20 protein-coding genes and 1 tRNA gene are annotated in these 14,722 nt (G+C 31.8%); 20 read left to right on the top strand and 1 reads right to left on the bottom strand.

Translation table 11 applies throughout. The features are described from left to right. Positions 1-17: 17 nt before the first annotated feature. From MT340_RS08440 to MT340_RS08385, 12 genes are all read left to right on the top strand, one after another. Positions 18-596 (top strand): XTP/dITP diphosphatase, encoded by a 579-nt coding sequence (locus tag MT340_RS08440; RefSeq protein ID WP_243603757.1) that lies wholly within the window; start codon positions 18-20, stop codon positions 594-596. A gap of 2 nt (positions 597-598) precedes the next feature. Continuing rightward, a complete protein-coding gene (locus MT340_RS08435; RefSeq protein ID WP_243589559.1) occupies positions 599-1,108 on the top strand; it encodes a YfcE family phosphodiesterase in 510 nt (169 codons plus the stop codon). A 225-nt stretch (positions 1,109-1,333) separates the two neighbouring features. Further along, a tRNA-Arg gene (locus MT340_RS08430) sits at positions 1,334-1,407 on the top strand. A 400-nt stretch (positions 1,408-1,807) separates the two neighbouring features. Further along, positions 1,808-1,942, top strand: a complete 135-nt coding sequence (locus MT340_RS08425; protein WP_243589558.1) for a beta-class phenol-soluble modulin — start codon at positions 1,808-1,810, stop codon at positions 1,940-1,942. A 40-nt stretch (positions 1,943-1,982) separates the two neighbouring features. Next, positions 1,983-2,117 (top strand): beta-class phenol-soluble modulin, encoded by a 135-nt coding sequence (locus tag MT340_RS08420; protein WP_243589557.1) that lies wholly within the window; start codon positions 1,983-1,985, stop codon positions 2,115-2,117. Positions 2,118-2,185: 68 nt separating this feature from the next. Next, entirely contained in the window at positions 2,186-2,320 is a 135-nt protein-coding gene (locus MT340_RS08415; RefSeq protein WP_243589555.1) for a beta-class phenol-soluble modulin, read from the top strand. Between the two features lie 65 nt (positions 2,321-2,385). Further along, positions 2,386-2,520 carry a beta-class phenol-soluble modulin gene (locus MT340_RS08410; RefSeq protein WP_243589555.1) on the top strand — a complete coding sequence of 45 codons (135 nt, stop codon included), beginning with the start codon at positions 2,386-2,388 and terminating at the stop codon, positions 2,518-2,520. Between the two features lie 64 nt (positions 2,521-2,584). Continuing rightward, positions 2,585-2,719: a beta-class phenol-soluble modulin gene (locus MT340_RS08405; protein WP_243589555.1), complete on the top strand. Its 135-nt coding sequence runs from the start codon at positions 2,585-2,587 to the stop codon at positions 2,717-2,719. Between the two features lie 67 nt (positions 2,720-2,786). Beyond that, positions 2,787-2,921, top strand: a complete 135-nt coding sequence (locus MT340_RS08400; RefSeq protein WP_243589556.1) for a beta-class phenol-soluble modulin — start codon at positions 2,787-2,789, stop codon at positions 2,919-2,921. Between the two features lie 63 nt (positions 2,922-2,984). After that, entirely contained in the window at positions 2,985-3,119 is a 135-nt protein-coding gene (locus MT340_RS08395) for a beta-class phenol-soluble modulin (RefSeq protein ID WP_243589555.1), read from the top strand. Between the two features lie 67 nt (positions 3,120-3,186). After that, the gene (locus MT340_RS08390; protein WP_243589554.1) at positions 3,187-3,321 is read left to right on the top strand and encodes a beta-class phenol-soluble modulin; all 135 of its coding nucleotides are present in this window, start codon (positions 3,187-3,189) and stop codon (positions 3,319-3,321) included. A gap of 139 nt (positions 3,322-3,460) precedes the next feature. Continuing rightward, on the top strand, positions 3,461-4,159 hold the full coding sequence (locus MT340_RS08385) for a YjjG family noncanonical pyrimidine nucleotidase (RefSeq protein WP_243589553.1): 699 nt from the start codon (positions 3,461-3,463) through the stop codon (positions 4,157-4,159). A gap of 111 nt (positions 4,160-4,270) precedes the next feature. On the opposite strand, the gene MT340_RS08380 is transcribed toward MT340_RS08385, so the two are convergent. Next, on the bottom strand, positions 4,271-4,720 hold the full coding sequence (locus tag MT340_RS08380; protein ID WP_243589552.1) for an N-acetyltransferase: 450 nt from the start codon (positions 4,718-4,720) through the stop codon (positions 4,271-4,273). A gap of 193 nt (positions 4,721-4,913) precedes the next feature. Here MT340_RS08380 and bshC point away from each other — a divergent pair, with 193 nt between their 5' ends. From bshC to MT340_RS08340, 8 genes are all read left to right on the top strand, one after another. Further along, a complete protein-coding gene (gene bshC, locus MT340_RS08375; RefSeq protein ID WP_243589551.1) occupies positions 4,914-6,527 on the top strand; it encodes a bacillithiol biosynthesis cysteine-adding enzyme BshC in 1,614 nt (537 codons plus the stop codon). A gap of 141 nt (positions 6,528-6,668) precedes the next feature. Next, a complete protein-coding gene (gene mraZ / locus MT340_RS08370) occupies positions 6,669-7,100 on the top strand; it encodes a division/cell wall cluster transcriptional repressor MraZ (RefSeq protein ID WP_243589550.1) in 432 nt (143 codons plus the stop codon). 14 nt (positions 7,101-7,114) lie between these two features. Beyond that, positions 7,115-8,050: a 16S rRNA (cytosine(1402)-N(4))-methyltransferase RsmH gene (rsmH, locus tag MT340_RS08365; protein ID WP_272106628.1), complete on the top strand. Its 936-nt coding sequence runs from the start codon at positions 7,115-7,117 to the stop codon at positions 8,048-8,050. Positions 8,051-8,063: 13 nt separating this feature from the next. Continuing rightward, positions 8,064-8,465 (top strand): cell division protein FtsL, encoded by a 402-nt coding sequence (ftsL, locus tag MT340_RS08360; protein WP_243589549.1) that lies wholly within the window; start codon positions 8,064-8,066, stop codon positions 8,463-8,465. Then, positions 8,446-10,734 carry a penicillin-binding protein gene (locus tag MT340_RS08355; RefSeq protein ID WP_243589548.1) on the top strand — a complete coding sequence of 763 codons (2,289 nt, stop codon included), beginning with the start codon at positions 8,446-8,448 and terminating at the stop codon, positions 10,732-10,734. The genes ftsL and MT340_RS08355 overlap by 20 nt, the downstream gene beginning before the upstream one ends. Positions 10,735-11,027: 293 nt before the next feature. After that, positions 11,028-11,993, top strand: a complete 966-nt coding sequence (gene mraY / locus MT340_RS08350) for a phospho-N-acetylmuramoyl-pentapeptide-transferase (protein ID WP_243589547.1) — start codon at positions 11,028-11,030, stop codon at positions 11,991-11,993. A 1-nt stretch (position 11,994) separates the two neighbouring features. Further along, positions 11,995-13,344 (top strand): UDP-N-acetylmuramoyl-L-alanine--D-glutamate ligase, encoded by a 1,350-nt coding sequence (gene murD / locus MT340_RS08345; protein ID WP_243589546.1) that lies wholly within the window; start codon positions 11,995-11,997, stop codon positions 13,342-13,344. Between the two features lie 15 nt (positions 13,345-13,359). Next, the gene (locus tag MT340_RS08340) at positions 13,360-14,628 is read left to right on the top strand and encodes a cell division protein FtsQ/DivIB (protein ID WP_243603756.1); all 1,269 of its coding nucleotides are present in this window, start codon (positions 13,360-13,362) and stop codon (positions 14,626-14,628) included. Positions 14,629-14,722: the final 94 nt, after the last annotated feature.

Here is a 14,722-nt window from a genome sequence, read left to right as displayed (position 1 = left end):
AATGGAGTGACATAACTTTGGCAGATATAGTAATTGCGTCCAATAATCAAGGTAAAATAAATGATTTTAAAGCAATTTTTCCTAATGATAATGTCGTTGGGATTTCTGAAGTCATCAAAGATTTCGATGTAGAAGAAACAGGTACTACTTTTGAAGAAAATGCGCGTTTGAAATCAGAGACAGCAGCTAAAGCTTTGAATAAACGCGTGATCGCAGACGATAGTGGGCTAGAAGTATTTGTGTTAAATGGAGAACCTGGCGTCTATTCTGCCCGATATGCAGGTTTAGATAAAAGCGATGAAGCCAATATTGATAAACTGTTGCATAATTTAGAAGGTAAAAAAGACAGAGAAGCACAATTTGTATGTATCATCAGTATGAGTGCCCCTGGAGAACCTACACGTACATTTAAAGGTACTGTAGCTGGAGAAATCACCACTGAGAGACAAGGAGATAATGGATTTGGTTACGATCCTATCTTTTTTGTTCCGGAAAAGGGCAAAACAATGGCTCAACTTACAACTGAAGAAAAAAGCGAGATTAGCCATCGAGGTAACGCGATTAAGAAATTAAATGATTATTTGGAGCGTGAATAGTCATGACTAAGTGGTTAATTGCGAGTGATAATCATAACGAAGCAGGTATTTTATATCAATTGTATGAACAACATAATGATGCAAATGTCTTCATACATCTTGGTGACTCTGAATTTGAATATAATGACACAGAACTAAGTCTTTTTCGACGTGTCAAAGGAAATTGTGATTTCTATCCAGAGTTTCCTAACGAAGAAATTGTTGAAGTAAATGGTATTAAAGCCTTCTATACTCATGGGCATCTTTATTCTGTCAATCAAACACGTATGAGATTAGCTGAAAAAGCTCAGACGCTAGGAGGCAAATTAGCATTTTATGGACACACACATGTAGCTAAATATGAGAAATTGGGTGACGTTCATGTCATTAATCCGGGAAGTATCTCACAATCTCGTAGTAATATAGAAGAAACATTTGCAGAATTACTAATAGACGATAATAATCAGTATGCAAAATTGAATTTCAGAAATAGAAATAACGAAATTATTGATACAGTAGAATTTGATATTTAGTTTTTACAGTTAGTCATGCTTCAGTGTTTCACATTGAAGCATGCCTAACTGTTAATTTTTAAAGATTTATTGCTAATTCACTGTAAGTTGGAGTGCTTTAAATAGAATTTAAAGTTGCTAGTAACAAATGAACTTAATTAGTGAAAAATATAAACTTTTTTTATATCAAAGCTATTGCGAAATGAGGTTTCTTTATATATAATAGTTCTTGTGTTAAAAAATCATGTCCTGGTAGCTCAGCTGGATAGAGCAATGGCCTTCTAAGCCATCGGTCGGGGGTTCGAATCCCTCCCAGGACGTCAGTAAAACTCCGTATCTAACTCGATACGGAGTTTTTTTGTGCTTTTTGAATAAATTAACTTCGCTAATATAATACTTCTATTACTTTCTACCTAATACAATTTTTTTATCTAATAAAGATTTTTTCTATATTAAAGAAAGCAAAATTAGAGAAACTATATATATTTATGTAAGCGTTTACAAACTTGTATGTTTTAAGTATACATATTTGCATCCCTAACTGTCTAAATCAAAACATAAAAGGCACAGTTTTGACGTTTAAGTTTCAAGTTAAGAAAAAATACGCAATAAGTAGCATATACCCTTTATAGTATAAGTATCAAAACGATAGCTAAACAAAAACAACAACCTAGTAATCGTTTTATAAATTTACCAACTACATTCTAAGGAGTGCATAAAATGGAAGGTTTATTCAACTCAATTAAAGATTCAATAACAGCAGGAGTTAATGGTGACTGGAGTAAATTAGGTACAAGTATTGTAGGTATTGTAGAAAACGGTGTAGGTTTACTAAGCAAATATTTAGGTTTTTAATAAATAAATTACTATATAGAACATAAAGGAGATCAAGAATATGGAAAAATTATTCGAAGCGATCAAAAATACAGTAGACGCAGGAATCAATCATGATTGGACTAAATTAGGTACAAACATCGTAGGCATCGTAGAAAACGGTGTAAGCGTATTAGGTAAATACTTAGGCTTCTAAAATAGCCTTATCATTCATATATCACATAGTATTTCAAAACAAATAAAAAAAGAAATGGAGCGATTTAAATGTCAAAATTAGTAGAAGCAATTTCAAACGCAGTAAAAGCAGGACAAGATCACGATTGGGCTAAATTAGGAACAAGCATCGTAGGTATCGTAGAAAACGGTGTAAGTGCATTAGGAAAAATCTTTGGTTTCTAATAAAACCTTAAACATCATAAATTCATAGTTTATTAAAATAAATAAAAAGAAATGGAGCGATTTAAATGTCAAAATTAGTAGAAGCAATCTCAAACGCAGTAAAAGCAGGACAAGATCACGATTGGGCTAAATTAGGAACAAGCATCGTAGGTATCGTAGAAAACGGTGTAAGTGCATTAGGAAAAATCTTCGGTTTCTAATAAACCTTAAACATCATAAATTCATAGTTTATTAAAATAAATAAAAGGAAATGGAGCGATTTAAATGTCAAAATTAGTAGAAGCAATCTCAAACGCAGTAAAAGCAGGACAAGATCACGATTGGGCTAAATTAGGTACAAGCATTGTAGGCATCGTAGAAAACGGTGTAAGTGCATTAGGAAAAATCTTCGGTTTCTAATAAAACCTTACTAATCATAAAATACAGAGCTTTTCAAAATAAATAAAAAAGAAATGGAGAGATTATAATGCAAAAATTAGCAGAAGCAATCGCAAACGCAGTACAAGCAGGACAAAACCACGACTGGGGTAAATTAGGTTCAAACATCGCAGGCATCGTAGAAAACGGTGTAAGTGTATTAGGAAAAATCTTCGGTTTCTAATAAAACCTTAACTACCTTATACTTATAGTTTTTCAAAATAAAAAAAGAAATGGAGCGATTTAAATGTCAAAATTAGTAGAAGCAATCTCAAACGCAGTAAAAGCAGGACAAGATCACGATTGGGCTAAATTAGGTACAAGCATCGTAGGTATCGTAGAAAACGGTGTAAGTGCTTTAGGCAAAATTTTCGGTTTCTAATAGACTTTAACTTTTATAAATACTTAGTTTTTCAAACAAATAAAAATAAAGAAATGGAGAGATTATAATGCAAAAAATAGCAGAAGCAATCGCAAATGCAGTACAAGCAGGACAAAACCATGATTGGGCTAAATTAGGTACAAACATCGTAGGTATCGTAGAAAACGGTGTAAGCGTATTAGGCAAAATTTTCGGTTTCTAATAATCGACTTATAATAATTGACCAGGGCAAGCGCTCTGGTCTTTTTTTATGCGAAATATTTGTTTGTTTCAAAAATTTGTTAAAATATATCTTATAAAGAAGAATTTTATTCATACAAAATTGATTAAGGATGTTAAATATGAGATATAACACAATTTTATTAGATTTTGATGATACGCTTGTTGATTTTTATGATGCAGAGGACAAAGCGTTTCATAATATGGCAAAATTTTATCATCATTATCCCACAGAAAAAGATTTTCAACTTTTTAAAAAAGTAAATCAAGCACACTGGGAGGCATTTCAAAAAAATAAATTAACTAAAGACGAAGTGCTTTCACATCGCTTTATTGAATATTTTAGCTATTATGGGATAGAGGTAGATGGAAAGGAAGCAGATATTAAATTTAGAGATGAGTTAGCGAAAGCGCCAGTAAAATATTTCGATTTAGCGTTAGAAACGATTGATCGTTTAGCGCAAATATGTGATTTATACATCGTAACCAATGGCGTAACAGATACTCAGAAACGACGCATTGCACAATTAGATTTTAAAGACGTATTTGCAGGTGTATTTATTTCAGAAGAAACAGGTTATCAAAAACCTATGACTGAATTCTTTGATTATGTATTTGAACGAATTGGAAAAGATAAAAAAGAGCATTCATTAATTGTAGGAGATTCCTTAACATCAGATGTATTAGGTGGAAAAAATGCTGGCATAGCAACATGTTGGTTTAATTATAGAAATAAAGATAATGATTCGGACATTGCACCAGATTATGAAATTAAAAATTTAGGGGAATTAGTCGAAATTATAGAACAAGATAGAAAGTAAAAAAGAAAAAGGCAAATCAGAAATTAATTTTCATTAAATAAAATTTCTGATTTGCCTAAATTTACTTTATTAATAGAAGTTTTAAATTTAATTTTTAAATAACTTATTTTACTATTTAACTTCAGGTGACCAAACTAGCACATCATGACCTTCTGGATTTTTAGCATTTACATCTTCGAAGCCGAAATTAATAAAAAATTGTTTAGAATCTTGACGAGCAATAGCTTTTATTGGTGTTTTGAATGATTTCGCAAATTCAATTAATTCATTTGCATAACCTCGATTCTGATATTTTTCTAATACTTCTAGCTTCCATAATAATAAATAATCGTCGTATTCTGGGAAATAGCTTTCTTCAACATCGCCTTTATTTAATAAAGCCATGCGAGCAGCTAAGTTTTCACCATTAAAAATACCGTAGAATGGTGACTCAGAACTTGCATCGATCATTTGACCTTTTAACTCTTCGACCATGTATAAGTCTTTGTTACCAAATTCTCTGAATGCTTCAAATAGTTCATCTGTTTTATAGTTGATTTCAAGGTGTTTAACTTCGCTCATTATTAATCTCCCCTTTGTCCTTTTCATTTATTATAACGTATATATATTGTAGATTTCATTTATTTAAATAGTCATTATTAATATAGTAAGATAGTTTTCAAAAGAAAAATTAAATATTTAAGCCGTTAAATTGTCAGATAAGGATATAATCTTTATACTATATGAGTAATAGCTATGTTGAAGGAGTATGGATATGGACTGTCAAGTAACATATTTTAAAGAAAAAGATTCGTTTATTACAAAATTGAAAAATAGCGATGAACAATTATTAAAATTTTATCAATATGATCCCTCTGAGAAGGCGAGTTTTGACAAGAAAATGAAACAGCCTAGCAATGGTAGGGAACAACAGTTAGGCGAAATTATCGCCTCATTTATGGGGGATCTTAAACTTACTGATTCTCAACAACATCACCTCGAAGCATTGTCTAATGGTGCTAAAGTCGTGATTGGCGGTCAACAAGCGGGATTATTTGGTGGCCCGTTGTATACTTTCCACAAAATTCTTTCGATAGTCACTTTAAGTCATCAATTGAGTCAAACGTATGAACAACCTGTTGTACCAGTATTCTGGATAGCTGGAGAAGATCATGATTTTGATGAAGTGAATCATACATACGTTTTCAATAATAGAGAAGCTCAATTGCACAAAGTGAAATATCACACGATGGCTCCTCCTGAATCGAATGTATCACGTTATCTACCTGATAAAGAGGCACTTCTTGAAGCTTTGAAAAATTTTTTCAAAGAATTAAAAGAAACAGAACATACAAAGGCGCTTTATTCACTTTGTTCAGATATTATTTATCAATATGATTCTTGGACAGATATGTTTAAAACTTTACTCCATGAAGTATTTAAAGATTATGGCGTATTATTTATCGATGCACAATTTAAAGAGTTAAGAGAACTTGAGAAACCAATTTTAAAAGAAATGATTCAACAACATGAGGCGATTGATTATGCATTTAGAAATACGCAAGCCCAAACGACTCAATCTGGTTTAAATCAAATGATACAAACAGATACAAATGTTCATCTTTTCTTTCACGCAGATAATATGAGACAGTTATTATCTAAAGAAGGTAATCATTTCAAATTAAGTAAATCTGAAATCAAGTATACTAAAGATGAAATATTGGAATTGATTGAGACAGAGCCCCAGCGCTTTTCAAATAATGTAGTGACGAGACCTATTATGGAAGAATGGTTATTCAACACGGCAGCTTTTATTGGTGGGCCAAGTGAAATAAAATATTGGGCTGAACTTAATGAAGTCTTTAAATTATTAGAAATTGAAATGCCAATCGTTATGCCACGTCTTAAAATCACATATTTGACGCAAAGAGCTGGCAAACTATTAAATCAATACCAATTAGATGTGCAAAATGTGATTGAAAGTGGTATTGAAAATGATAGAACAAAATTTATTCGTGAAAGAGCTTCAGAGTCATTTATAAAACAAGTTGAACAACTTAAAGAGGAACATGCTAGGATATATCAACATTTATTAGATGAAGTAAAAGGCAATCAAGATAATATTAATTTAGTGAATAAGAATAATGAAATTCATAATACCCAGTACGAATATTTGCTTCAACGATACCTACTTAATATTGAACGTGAAAATGATATTAGCATGAAACACTTTAGAGAGTTGGAATATGTAATACATCCAATGGGTGGGTTGCAAGAAAGAATATGGAATCCATTACAAATAATGAATGAATTTGGGATAGATGTGTTTAGCCCCTCCACTTACCCACCACTTGAATATACATTTAATCAAATCATTATAAAACCTTGATTAGAAAGGAAAACACCTATTTTATCATTGAGATAAAATAGGTGTTTTTTTGTCGAAAAAAGGAAATTTAAGATATTTTACATAAATAGTGGAGGATAGTGGTGAGATGTGGTAAATTATAAATAAGGTGAGGTGATAATAATGTTCATGGGAGAATACGAGCATCAACTTGATGCTAAAGGGCGTATGATAATTCCTGCAAAGTTTAGATATGACTTAAATGAACGTTTTATTATCACGCGAGGCCTTGATAAATGTTTATTTGGTTATACACTTGAAGAATGGCAACAGATTGAAGAGAAAATGAAAGCCTTACCTATGATAAAAAAAGACGCACGTAAGTTTATGCGTATGTTCTTCTCTGGAGCAATCGAAGTGGAATTAGATAAACAAGGGCGTATCAATATTCCTCAGAATTTAAGGAAGTACGCTAATTTAACTAAAGAATGTACAGTAATAGGTGTCTCAAATCGTATTGAGATTTGGGATAGAGAAACTTGGAATGATTTTTATGATGAATCTGAAGAAAGTTTCGAGGATATTGCTGAAGATTTGATAGATTTTGATTTTTAATGGAGGAATTTGCCGTGTTTCATCATGTAAGCGTTATGCTAAAAGAAACAATTGATTATTTAAACATCAAAGAAGATGGCATATATGTAGACTGTACGCTTGGTGGTGCCGGTCATGCACTCTATTTATTAAATCAATTGAACGATGACGGTAGACTGATTGCTATCGATCAAGATACAAATGCCTTAGAGAATGCTAAAGAAGTATTAAAAGATCATCTACACAAAGTCACGTTTGTACATAGTAACTTTAGAGAATTGACTGACATTTTAAAAAACTTAGACATTGAAAAAGTGGATGGCATCTATTATGATTTGGGCGTTTCAAGTCCACAATTAGATGTCCCTGAAAGAGGATTTAGTTATCACCACGATGCTAAACTCGATATGCGTATGGATCAAACACAAGCATTAAGTGCTTATGAGGTCGTGAATGAATGGTCTTATGAGGCGCTTGTTAAGATTTTTTATCGTTATGGTGAAGAAAAATTTTCGAAACAAATAGCGAGACGTATTGAAGCACATCGTGAACAACAACCGATTGAAACAACATTAGAGCTTGTAGATATTATTAAAGAAGGTATTCCAGCCAAAGCTCGTAGAAAAGGTGGTCATCCTGCAAAGCGTGTCTTTCAAGCGATTCGTATTGCAGTGAATGATGAATTATCCGCATTTGAAGATTCGATTGAACAAGCAATTGAATTAGTTAATGTGGGAGGTAGAATTTCAGTGATTACTTTCCATTCTTTAGAAGATAGACTTTGTAAGCAAATGTTTCAAGAATATGAGAAAGGTCCTGATGTACCTAGAGGGTTACCAATTATTCCTGAAGAATATACACCTAAACTAAAAAGAGTTAATCGCAAGCCCATCACTGCAACAGAAGCAGACTTAGATGAGAATAATAGAGCGCGTAGTGCAAAGTTACGTGTCGCAGAAATTTTAAAATAAGGAGTAATTGAAGATGGCTGTAGAAAAAATATATGAACCATATGAAGAAGTCCAGCATACAAGCATACCGAAACAACAACCACAATCTGAACCTCAAACTCGTACGGTTACAAAAAAGGTAGTCGTTCAACTTACAAGATTTGAGAAATTTCTATACATAACACTCGTTACTGCTGTTGCTGTCATCGCAATCTATCTGCTATCGTTAAAAATGGATGCGTATGATACAAATGGAAAAATTGCAGATTTAGATCAAAGAATTGAACAACAAAGCAGTGAAAATAGTGCAATACAATCAGAAATCAAAAAGAATTCTTCTTACGAACGCATTTACAATAAAGCTAAACAACAAGGCATGAGCTTAAAGAACGATAATGTAAAGGTAGTGCGTACTAATGGCGAAGCGAAAAATTAAAATTAGAAAAAATAAATTAGGAGCAGTCCTCCTTGTTGGTATATTCGGACTGCTCTTTTTTATATTGGTTTTAAGATATTCTTATATCATGTTAACTGGGCATTCGGATGGACAAGATTTAATTATGCGAGCGAATGAAACATATCTTGTTAAAAATAAGGAACAGCCTGAACGAGGCAAGATTTATGATAGAAACGGCAAAATATTAGCTGAAGATGTTGAAAGATTTAAAGTTGTGGCAGTCGTTGATAAAAGTGCTGGTGAAAATGGAGATAAACCTCGTTACGTTAAAGATAAAAAGAAAACTGCGGAACAATTAGCTAAAGTGATTGACATGAAACCTTCGGAAATTGAAAAACGGTTAAATCAAAAACGTGCTTTCCAAGTAGAATTTGGACAAAAAGGAACAAATCTAACATATCAAGATAAGCAAAAATTAGAAAAAATGAATTTGCCAGGTATTTTATTATATCCTGAAACAGAAAGATTTTATCCAAATGGTAATTTTGCTTCTCATTTAATTGGAATGGCACAAAAAAATCCGGATTCTGGAGATTTGAATGGCGCTTTAGGTGTCGAAAAAATATTTAATAGTTATCTAAATGGACAAAAAGGTTCATTATCATATATTCAAGATATTTGGGGTTATATTGCACCTCATTCCAAACATGAGAAAGCACCTAAACGTGGTGATGACGTACATTTAACGCTTGATTCAAATATTCAAGTGTTTGTAGAAGAAGCATTAGATGACATGGTTAAAAAGTATGAACCTAAAGATTTATTTGCTGTAGTAATGGATGCTAAAACTGGTGAAATTTTAGCGTATAGTCAGCGACCTACGTTTAATCCTGAAACAGGAAAAGACTTTGGTGAAAAATGGGCCAATGATTTATATCAAAACACATATGAACCTGGCTCAACATTTAAAACCTACGGGTTAGCTGCAGCAATTCAAGAAGGAAAATTTAAACCAACTAAAAAATATGAGTCAGGTCATCGTGATATTATGGGTTCACGAATTTCTGACTGGAATAAAACAGGTTGGGGCAAAATTCCTATGTCACTAGGATTTACCTACTCTTCAAATACATTAATGATGGAGCTACAAGATTTAGTAGGTGCCGATAAGATGAAATCTTGGTATGAAAAATTTGGTTTTGGTAAATCAACAGAAGGTATGTTTGATGGAGAAGCGACAGGAAATATCGCATGGTCAAATGTATTACAACAAAAAACATCTGCTTTTGGACAATCGACAACTGTTACACCTGTTCAAATGTTACAAGCACAATCTGCTTTCTTTAATAAAGGGAATATGTTAAAACCTTGGTTTGTTCAAAGTATTGACAATCCAATATCTAAAAAAACATTTTATAAAGGTGAAAAGAAAATAGCTGGTAAACCTATTACAGCTGAGACAGCAAGCAAAGTTGAGACAGAGTTAGATAAAGTAGTAAACAGTAAGAAGAGCCATGCTACGAACTATCGTGTTGATGGTTATGACATTGAAGGTAAGACAGGTACTGCTCAAGTTGCCGACCAAAATGGTGGAGGTTATGTCAAAGGTGCCAATCCTTACTTTGTAAGCTTTATCGGCGATGCACCTAAGAAAAATCCACGCGTCATTGTTTATGCAGGTATGAGTTTAGCACAAAAAAATGATGAAGAAGCATATCAATTAGGTGTAAGTAAAGCATTTAAACCAATTATGGAAAATACTTTAAAATACCTTAATGTTGGTTCTCATAAAGATGAAACAAAATCTGCTCAATATAGTAAAGTGCCAAATGTTTCAGGGCAAAGTGCTCAAAAAGCTGAAGATAGTATTAAATCACAAAACTTACAACCTGTAATTATCGGTAATGGTGATAATATTAAATCTCAATCAGTAAAAGCCAATACGAAATTATTACCAAATAGTAAAATCATGTTATTGACTGATGGAGATATTACTATGCCAGATATGAAAGGCTGGACAAAAGATGATGTACTTACTTTCCAAGAACTGACAGGCATCAATGTTACGACTAAAGGAAATGGCTTTGTCACAAAACAGTCCGTTTCAAATGATGCAACCTTGAAGAACAATAGCAAAATTGAAGTGGAATTGTCACCTGAAGATCCAGATGAAACCTCTAGCTCCTCAAGTGATAATACTTCAAGTTCCAATAATAATGATTCTAAAAATGCAGATTCCAATAATAAAAAAGACAACAGTTCATCTTCGGATAATAATCAAAAATCATCTGAAAGCGATTCAAACTAAGATTTAGTGAAATAGTGTTAACATAAGTTAGGAAAATGAAAGAAGAAGTTTAAGCAAAAGATTGCGATTGGAAAAATTGCATACATCTTTATTAAGAATAGAGCTGATATGGCTAAGTAAAAAATACACTTCCTATTCCATCGCAATGTTGCTTCTTCTTTTTCTGTACTTATTTTCGTTCTTAAATTTGTGTGAAGTTGTCTCAAAAATTGATAAACTTAAGAGGATTAAAGACTAAAATAGAAATTTATAAATAATTTTGTAAAAATTTAATATACATAAAGGAGGATATCATGCTTTTTATACTTGCGATTATCGCACTATTTATCACCGTGATTTTGGTGCCGGTATTAATTCCAACACTTAAACGAATGAAATTTGGCCAAAGTATACGTGAGGAAGGGCCACAAAGTCATATGAAAAAAACAGGTACACCTACAATGGGTGGGCTTACATTCCTCATTAGTATTATCATAACTTCTATTATAGCTATATTTTTTGTTGACAATTCAAACCCAATTATTTTGTTGTTATTCGTAACAATTGGATTTGGTTTGATTGGTTTTATTGATGATTACATCATAGTAGTTAAGAAAAATAATCAAGGCTTAACGAGTAAACAAAAATTCTTAGCTCAAATCGCTATTGCTATTATTTTCTTCGTTCTTAGTGATGTCTTTCATTTAATTGAATTCTCAACTAATCTCAATATTCCATTTACTAATATAAGTATTCCTCTATCATTCGCATATGTTATTTTTATTGTCTTTTGGCAAGTAGGATTTTCAAATGCAGTTAACTTAACAGATGGTTTAGATGGTTTAGCAACTGGTTTATCAATTATAGGTTTTACAATGTACGCAATTATGAGTTTTATTATAGATTCACCAGCTATTGGTACATTTTGTATTATTATGATTTTCGCTTTATTAGGCTTCTTACCTTATAACTTAAATCCAGCTAAAGTGTTCATGGGGGATACAGGAAGTTTAGCATTAGGTGGTATATTTGCTACAGTTTCAATTATGTTAAATCAAGAAATATCATTACTTCTTATTGGATTAGTGTTTGTTATCGAAACATTATCTGTAATGTTACAAGTTGCTTCATACAAATTGACTAAAAAACGTATTTTCAAAATGAGTCCAATTCACCATCACTTCGAATTAAGTGGTTGGGGTGAATGGAAAGTTGTTACAGTGTTTTGGACTGTAGGTTTAATTTCAGGTTTAATCGGATTATGGATAGGAGTGCATTAGAATGCTGAATTTTACAGGATTAGAAAACAAAGAAGTTCTTGTAGTAGGATTAGCAAAAAGTGGTTATGAAGCAGCGAAATTACTAGTCAAATTAGGGGCTAAAGTCACTGTGAATGATGGCAAAGATTTATCTCAAGATCCCCATGCAAAAGATTTAGAAACTTTAGGTGTAAAAATTGTTGACGGTGGTCATCCAGTTTCATTATTGGATAACGATCCTATTATTGTAAAAAACCCAGGTATTCCATATACTGTATCAATCATTAAAGCAGCAGAAGAACGTGGGTTGCAAATTTTAACTGAAGTAGAATTAAGCTATTTAATATCTGAGGCGCCGATTATTGCAGTTACTGGAACAAATGGTAAAACTACTACAACTTCTTTAATTGGAGACATGTTTAGCAAAAGTAGACTTACTGGACGATTATCTGGAAATATTGGTTATGTCGCTTCTAAAGTAGCCCAAGAAGCCAAACCGGAGGAATATTTAATCACTGAATTATCTTCATTCCAATTACTAGGTATTGAAACATACCGACCACATATTGCCATTATTACTAATATTTATTCGGCGCATTTAGATTATCATGAAACACTTGAAAACTATCAAAATGCTAAAAAACAAATATATAAAAATCAAACAGAAGATGATTATTTAATATGCAATTATCATCAACGTCATCTTATTGAATCGGAAAATTTAAAAGCTAAGACCTTATACTTCTCAACACAACAAGAAGTTGAAGGCATTTATATTAAAAATAATTTCATTATCTACAAAGGAATTAGAATTATTAATATTGAGGATTTAGTTTTACCAGGACAACATAATTTAGAAAATATTTTGGCTGCTGTATTAGCTGCTATTTTAGCTGGTGTACCAATTAAAGCTATTATTGATAGTTTAACTACATTTTCAGGTATCGATCATAGATTACAATACATTGGTACTAATCGAACAAATAAATATTATAATGATTCGAAAGCAACTAATACTTTAGCTACTCAATTTGCGTTAAATTCGTTTAAACAACCTATCATTTGGTTATGTGGTGGTTTAGATAGAGGAAATGAATTTGATGAACTTATTCCATATATGAAAAATGTAAGAGCAATGGTTGTTTTTGGTGAAACGCAAGAAAAATTTGCTAAATTAGGTAATAGTCAAGGGAAACTTGTTATTAAAGCTACCGATGTCGAAGATGCTGTAAAAAAAGTGCAAGATGTCATTGAACCTAATGATGTTGTTTTATTATCTCCAGCTTGTGCAAGTTGGGATCAATATAATACATTTGAAGAACGTGGAGAACGATTTATTGAAAGCTTCCGTGCACACTTACCGTCTTATTAAAGGGTGTGAAATTTCGTGGATGAACGTAAAAATAATAGAAATACTAAAGTGAGGTCTATTAGGGATTCAATTGAACGTAAAAACAGTGAATTAAAAGATAATGAGATGGAAGACACAGAAGACAGTAATTTCACTGAATCTTCAATTTCTGAAAAGGAAGATAGACCTAGCGCAACGCAAGATAGTAATGAAGAACAAATTCATAAAGAAGAGTCACAAGAAGAACGTAAAGAAGAACTAAATGAGAAACGAAAACAAAAAGAAAGCAATCGTCATAATAGCTCAAGAAAAGAAAATCAATTTCAAACTTTTAAAACAAAAGTGTCTGAGCTATTTTCTAACCAAAAGAAAAAACGTGAGAATAGAAAAAGCAACACTGCTAACCATAAGCAAAAAGAAGATAAATATGCGCATATGACGTTACAAGAAAAACGTGAGCAACAAAGAATTGATCGTCGTAAACGACAAAAGAGAATTCAATATATCATTTTAACGTCATTAATATTATTAATTCTTTTATTTTTAATATACATGTTTACGCCATTAAGTAGGATTTCTCATATAAACATTAGTGGGAATAAAAACTTGAGTAATCAACAAGTTGAAAAAGCACTAGATGTTAAACCAGGTTCTCGCATGTATACTTATAGTAAAAGAAAAGGGATTAATAATTTAAAACAAAATCCTTTAGTCAAGAATGTAGAGATAAAAAAACATTTACCTAATACGTTAAATGTTCAAATAACTGAAAACAATGTAGTGGGTGTAGTAAAAGATAAGAATAAATATGTTCCTATTATTGAAGGCAATAAAGAATTGAAAGACTATAATGAAAATATTGCGGGTAGTGGCCCAATCTTAGATAGTTTCAAGGGTGAAGATAAAGATAATATGGTTAAAGCACTTTCAAATATGTCTTTAAACGTTAGAGATATGATTTCAGAAATTAGTTATGCACCAGAAGCAAATAAGCAAAGTAGAATTTTATTGTATATGAAAGATGGCATGCAGGTTGTAGGTGATTACAAAACCATCGCAAATAAACTGAAATATTACCCACAAATGTCACAATCACTTGAAAAAGATGATTCTGGTAATCTACAAAACCAAGGTTATATTGATTTATCCGTAGGCGCATCATTTATTCCTTATAATGGAAGTAGTTCTAACAGTTCTAAATCTGATCAAGATTTACAACAAAAGTCTCAAGAAGAAATTGATGCTAAAAACGAATTGCAAAGTGCATTGAATAAAATTAACGAACAATCAAACTCAAATAATTAAAAAATTTCGATATTAATATACGTTTATAGTTCACAAGCCAATCGACGTATTGTAAACTAAATATAGTGTATTTTAATAGTAATTTGTCAGGAGG

Origin of the sequence: Staphylococcus sp. NRL 16/872 (assembly GCF_022815905.2) — a bacterium.
Lineage (GTDB): Bacteria > Bacillota > Bacilli > Staphylococcales > Staphylococcaceae > Staphylococcus.
Note: the sequence above shows the minus strand (reverse complement) of the source record. Positions and strands in the feature narration are given on the sequence as shown.

What these genes read in the sequence shown, in the direction of transcription:
- MT340_RS08435 (WP_243589559.1), top strand. Translation starts at nt 599, where the DNA reads ATGACTAAGTGGTTAATTGCGAGTGATAATCATAACGAAGCAGGTATT.
- MT340_RS08425 (WP_243589558.1), top strand. Translation starts at nt 1,808, where the DNA reads ATGGAAGGTTTATTCAACTCAATTAAAGATTCAATAACAGCAGGAGTT.
- MT340_RS08420 (WP_243589557.1), top strand. Translation starts at nt 1,983, where the DNA reads ATGGAAAAATTATTCGAAGCGATCAAAAATACAGTAGACGCAGGAATC.
- MT340_RS08415 (WP_243589555.1), top strand. Translation starts at nt 2,186, where the DNA reads ATGTCAAAATTAGTAGAAGCAATTTCAAACGCAGTAAAAGCAGGACAA.
- MT340_RS08410 (WP_243589555.1), top strand. Translation starts at nt 2,386, where the DNA reads ATGTCAAAATTAGTAGAAGCAATCTCAAACGCAGTAAAAGCAGGACAA.
- MT340_RS08405 (WP_243589555.1), top strand. Translation starts at nt 2,585, where the DNA reads ATGTCAAAATTAGTAGAAGCAATCTCAAACGCAGTAAAAGCAGGACAA.
- MT340_RS08400 (WP_243589556.1), top strand. Translation starts at nt 2,787, where the DNA reads ATGCAAAAATTAGCAGAAGCAATCGCAAACGCAGTACAAGCAGGACAA.
- MT340_RS08395 (WP_243589555.1), top strand. Translation starts at nt 2,985, where the DNA reads ATGTCAAAATTAGTAGAAGCAATCTCAAACGCAGTAAAAGCAGGACAA.
- MT340_RS08390 (WP_243589554.1), top strand. Translation starts at nt 3,187, where the DNA reads ATGCAAAAAATAGCAGAAGCAATCGCAAATGCAGTACAAGCAGGACAA.
- MT340_RS08385 (WP_243589553.1), top strand. Translation starts at nt 3,461, where the DNA reads ATGAGATATAACACAATTTTATTAGATTTTGATGATACGCTTGTTGAT.
- MT340_RS08380 (WP_243589552.1), bottom strand. Translation starts at nt 4,720, where the DNA reads ATGAGCGAAGTTAAACACCTTGAAATCAACTATAAAACAGATGAACTA.
- bshC (WP_243589551.1), top strand. Translation starts at nt 4,914, where the DNA reads ATGGACTGTCAAGTAACATATTTTAAAGAAAAAGATTCGTTTATTACA.
- mraZ (WP_243589550.1), top strand. Translation starts at nt 6,669, where the DNA reads ATGTTCATGGGAGAATACGAGCATCAACTTGATGCTAAAGGGCGTATG.
- ftsL (WP_243589549.1), top strand. Translation starts at nt 8,064, where the DNA reads ATGGCTGTAGAAAAAATATATGAACCATATGAAGAAGTCCAGCATACA.
- MT340_RS08355 (WP_243589548.1), top strand. Translation starts at nt 8,446, where the DNA reads ATGGCGAAGCGAAAAATTAAAATTAGAAAAAATAAATTAGGAGCAGTC.
- mraY (WP_243589547.1), top strand. Translation starts at nt 11,028, where the DNA reads ATGCTTTTTATACTTGCGATTATCGCACTATTTATCACCGTGATTTTG.
- murD (WP_243589546.1), top strand. Translation starts at nt 11,995, where the DNA reads ATGCTGAATTTTACAGGATTAGAAAACAAAGAAGTTCTTGTAGTAGGA.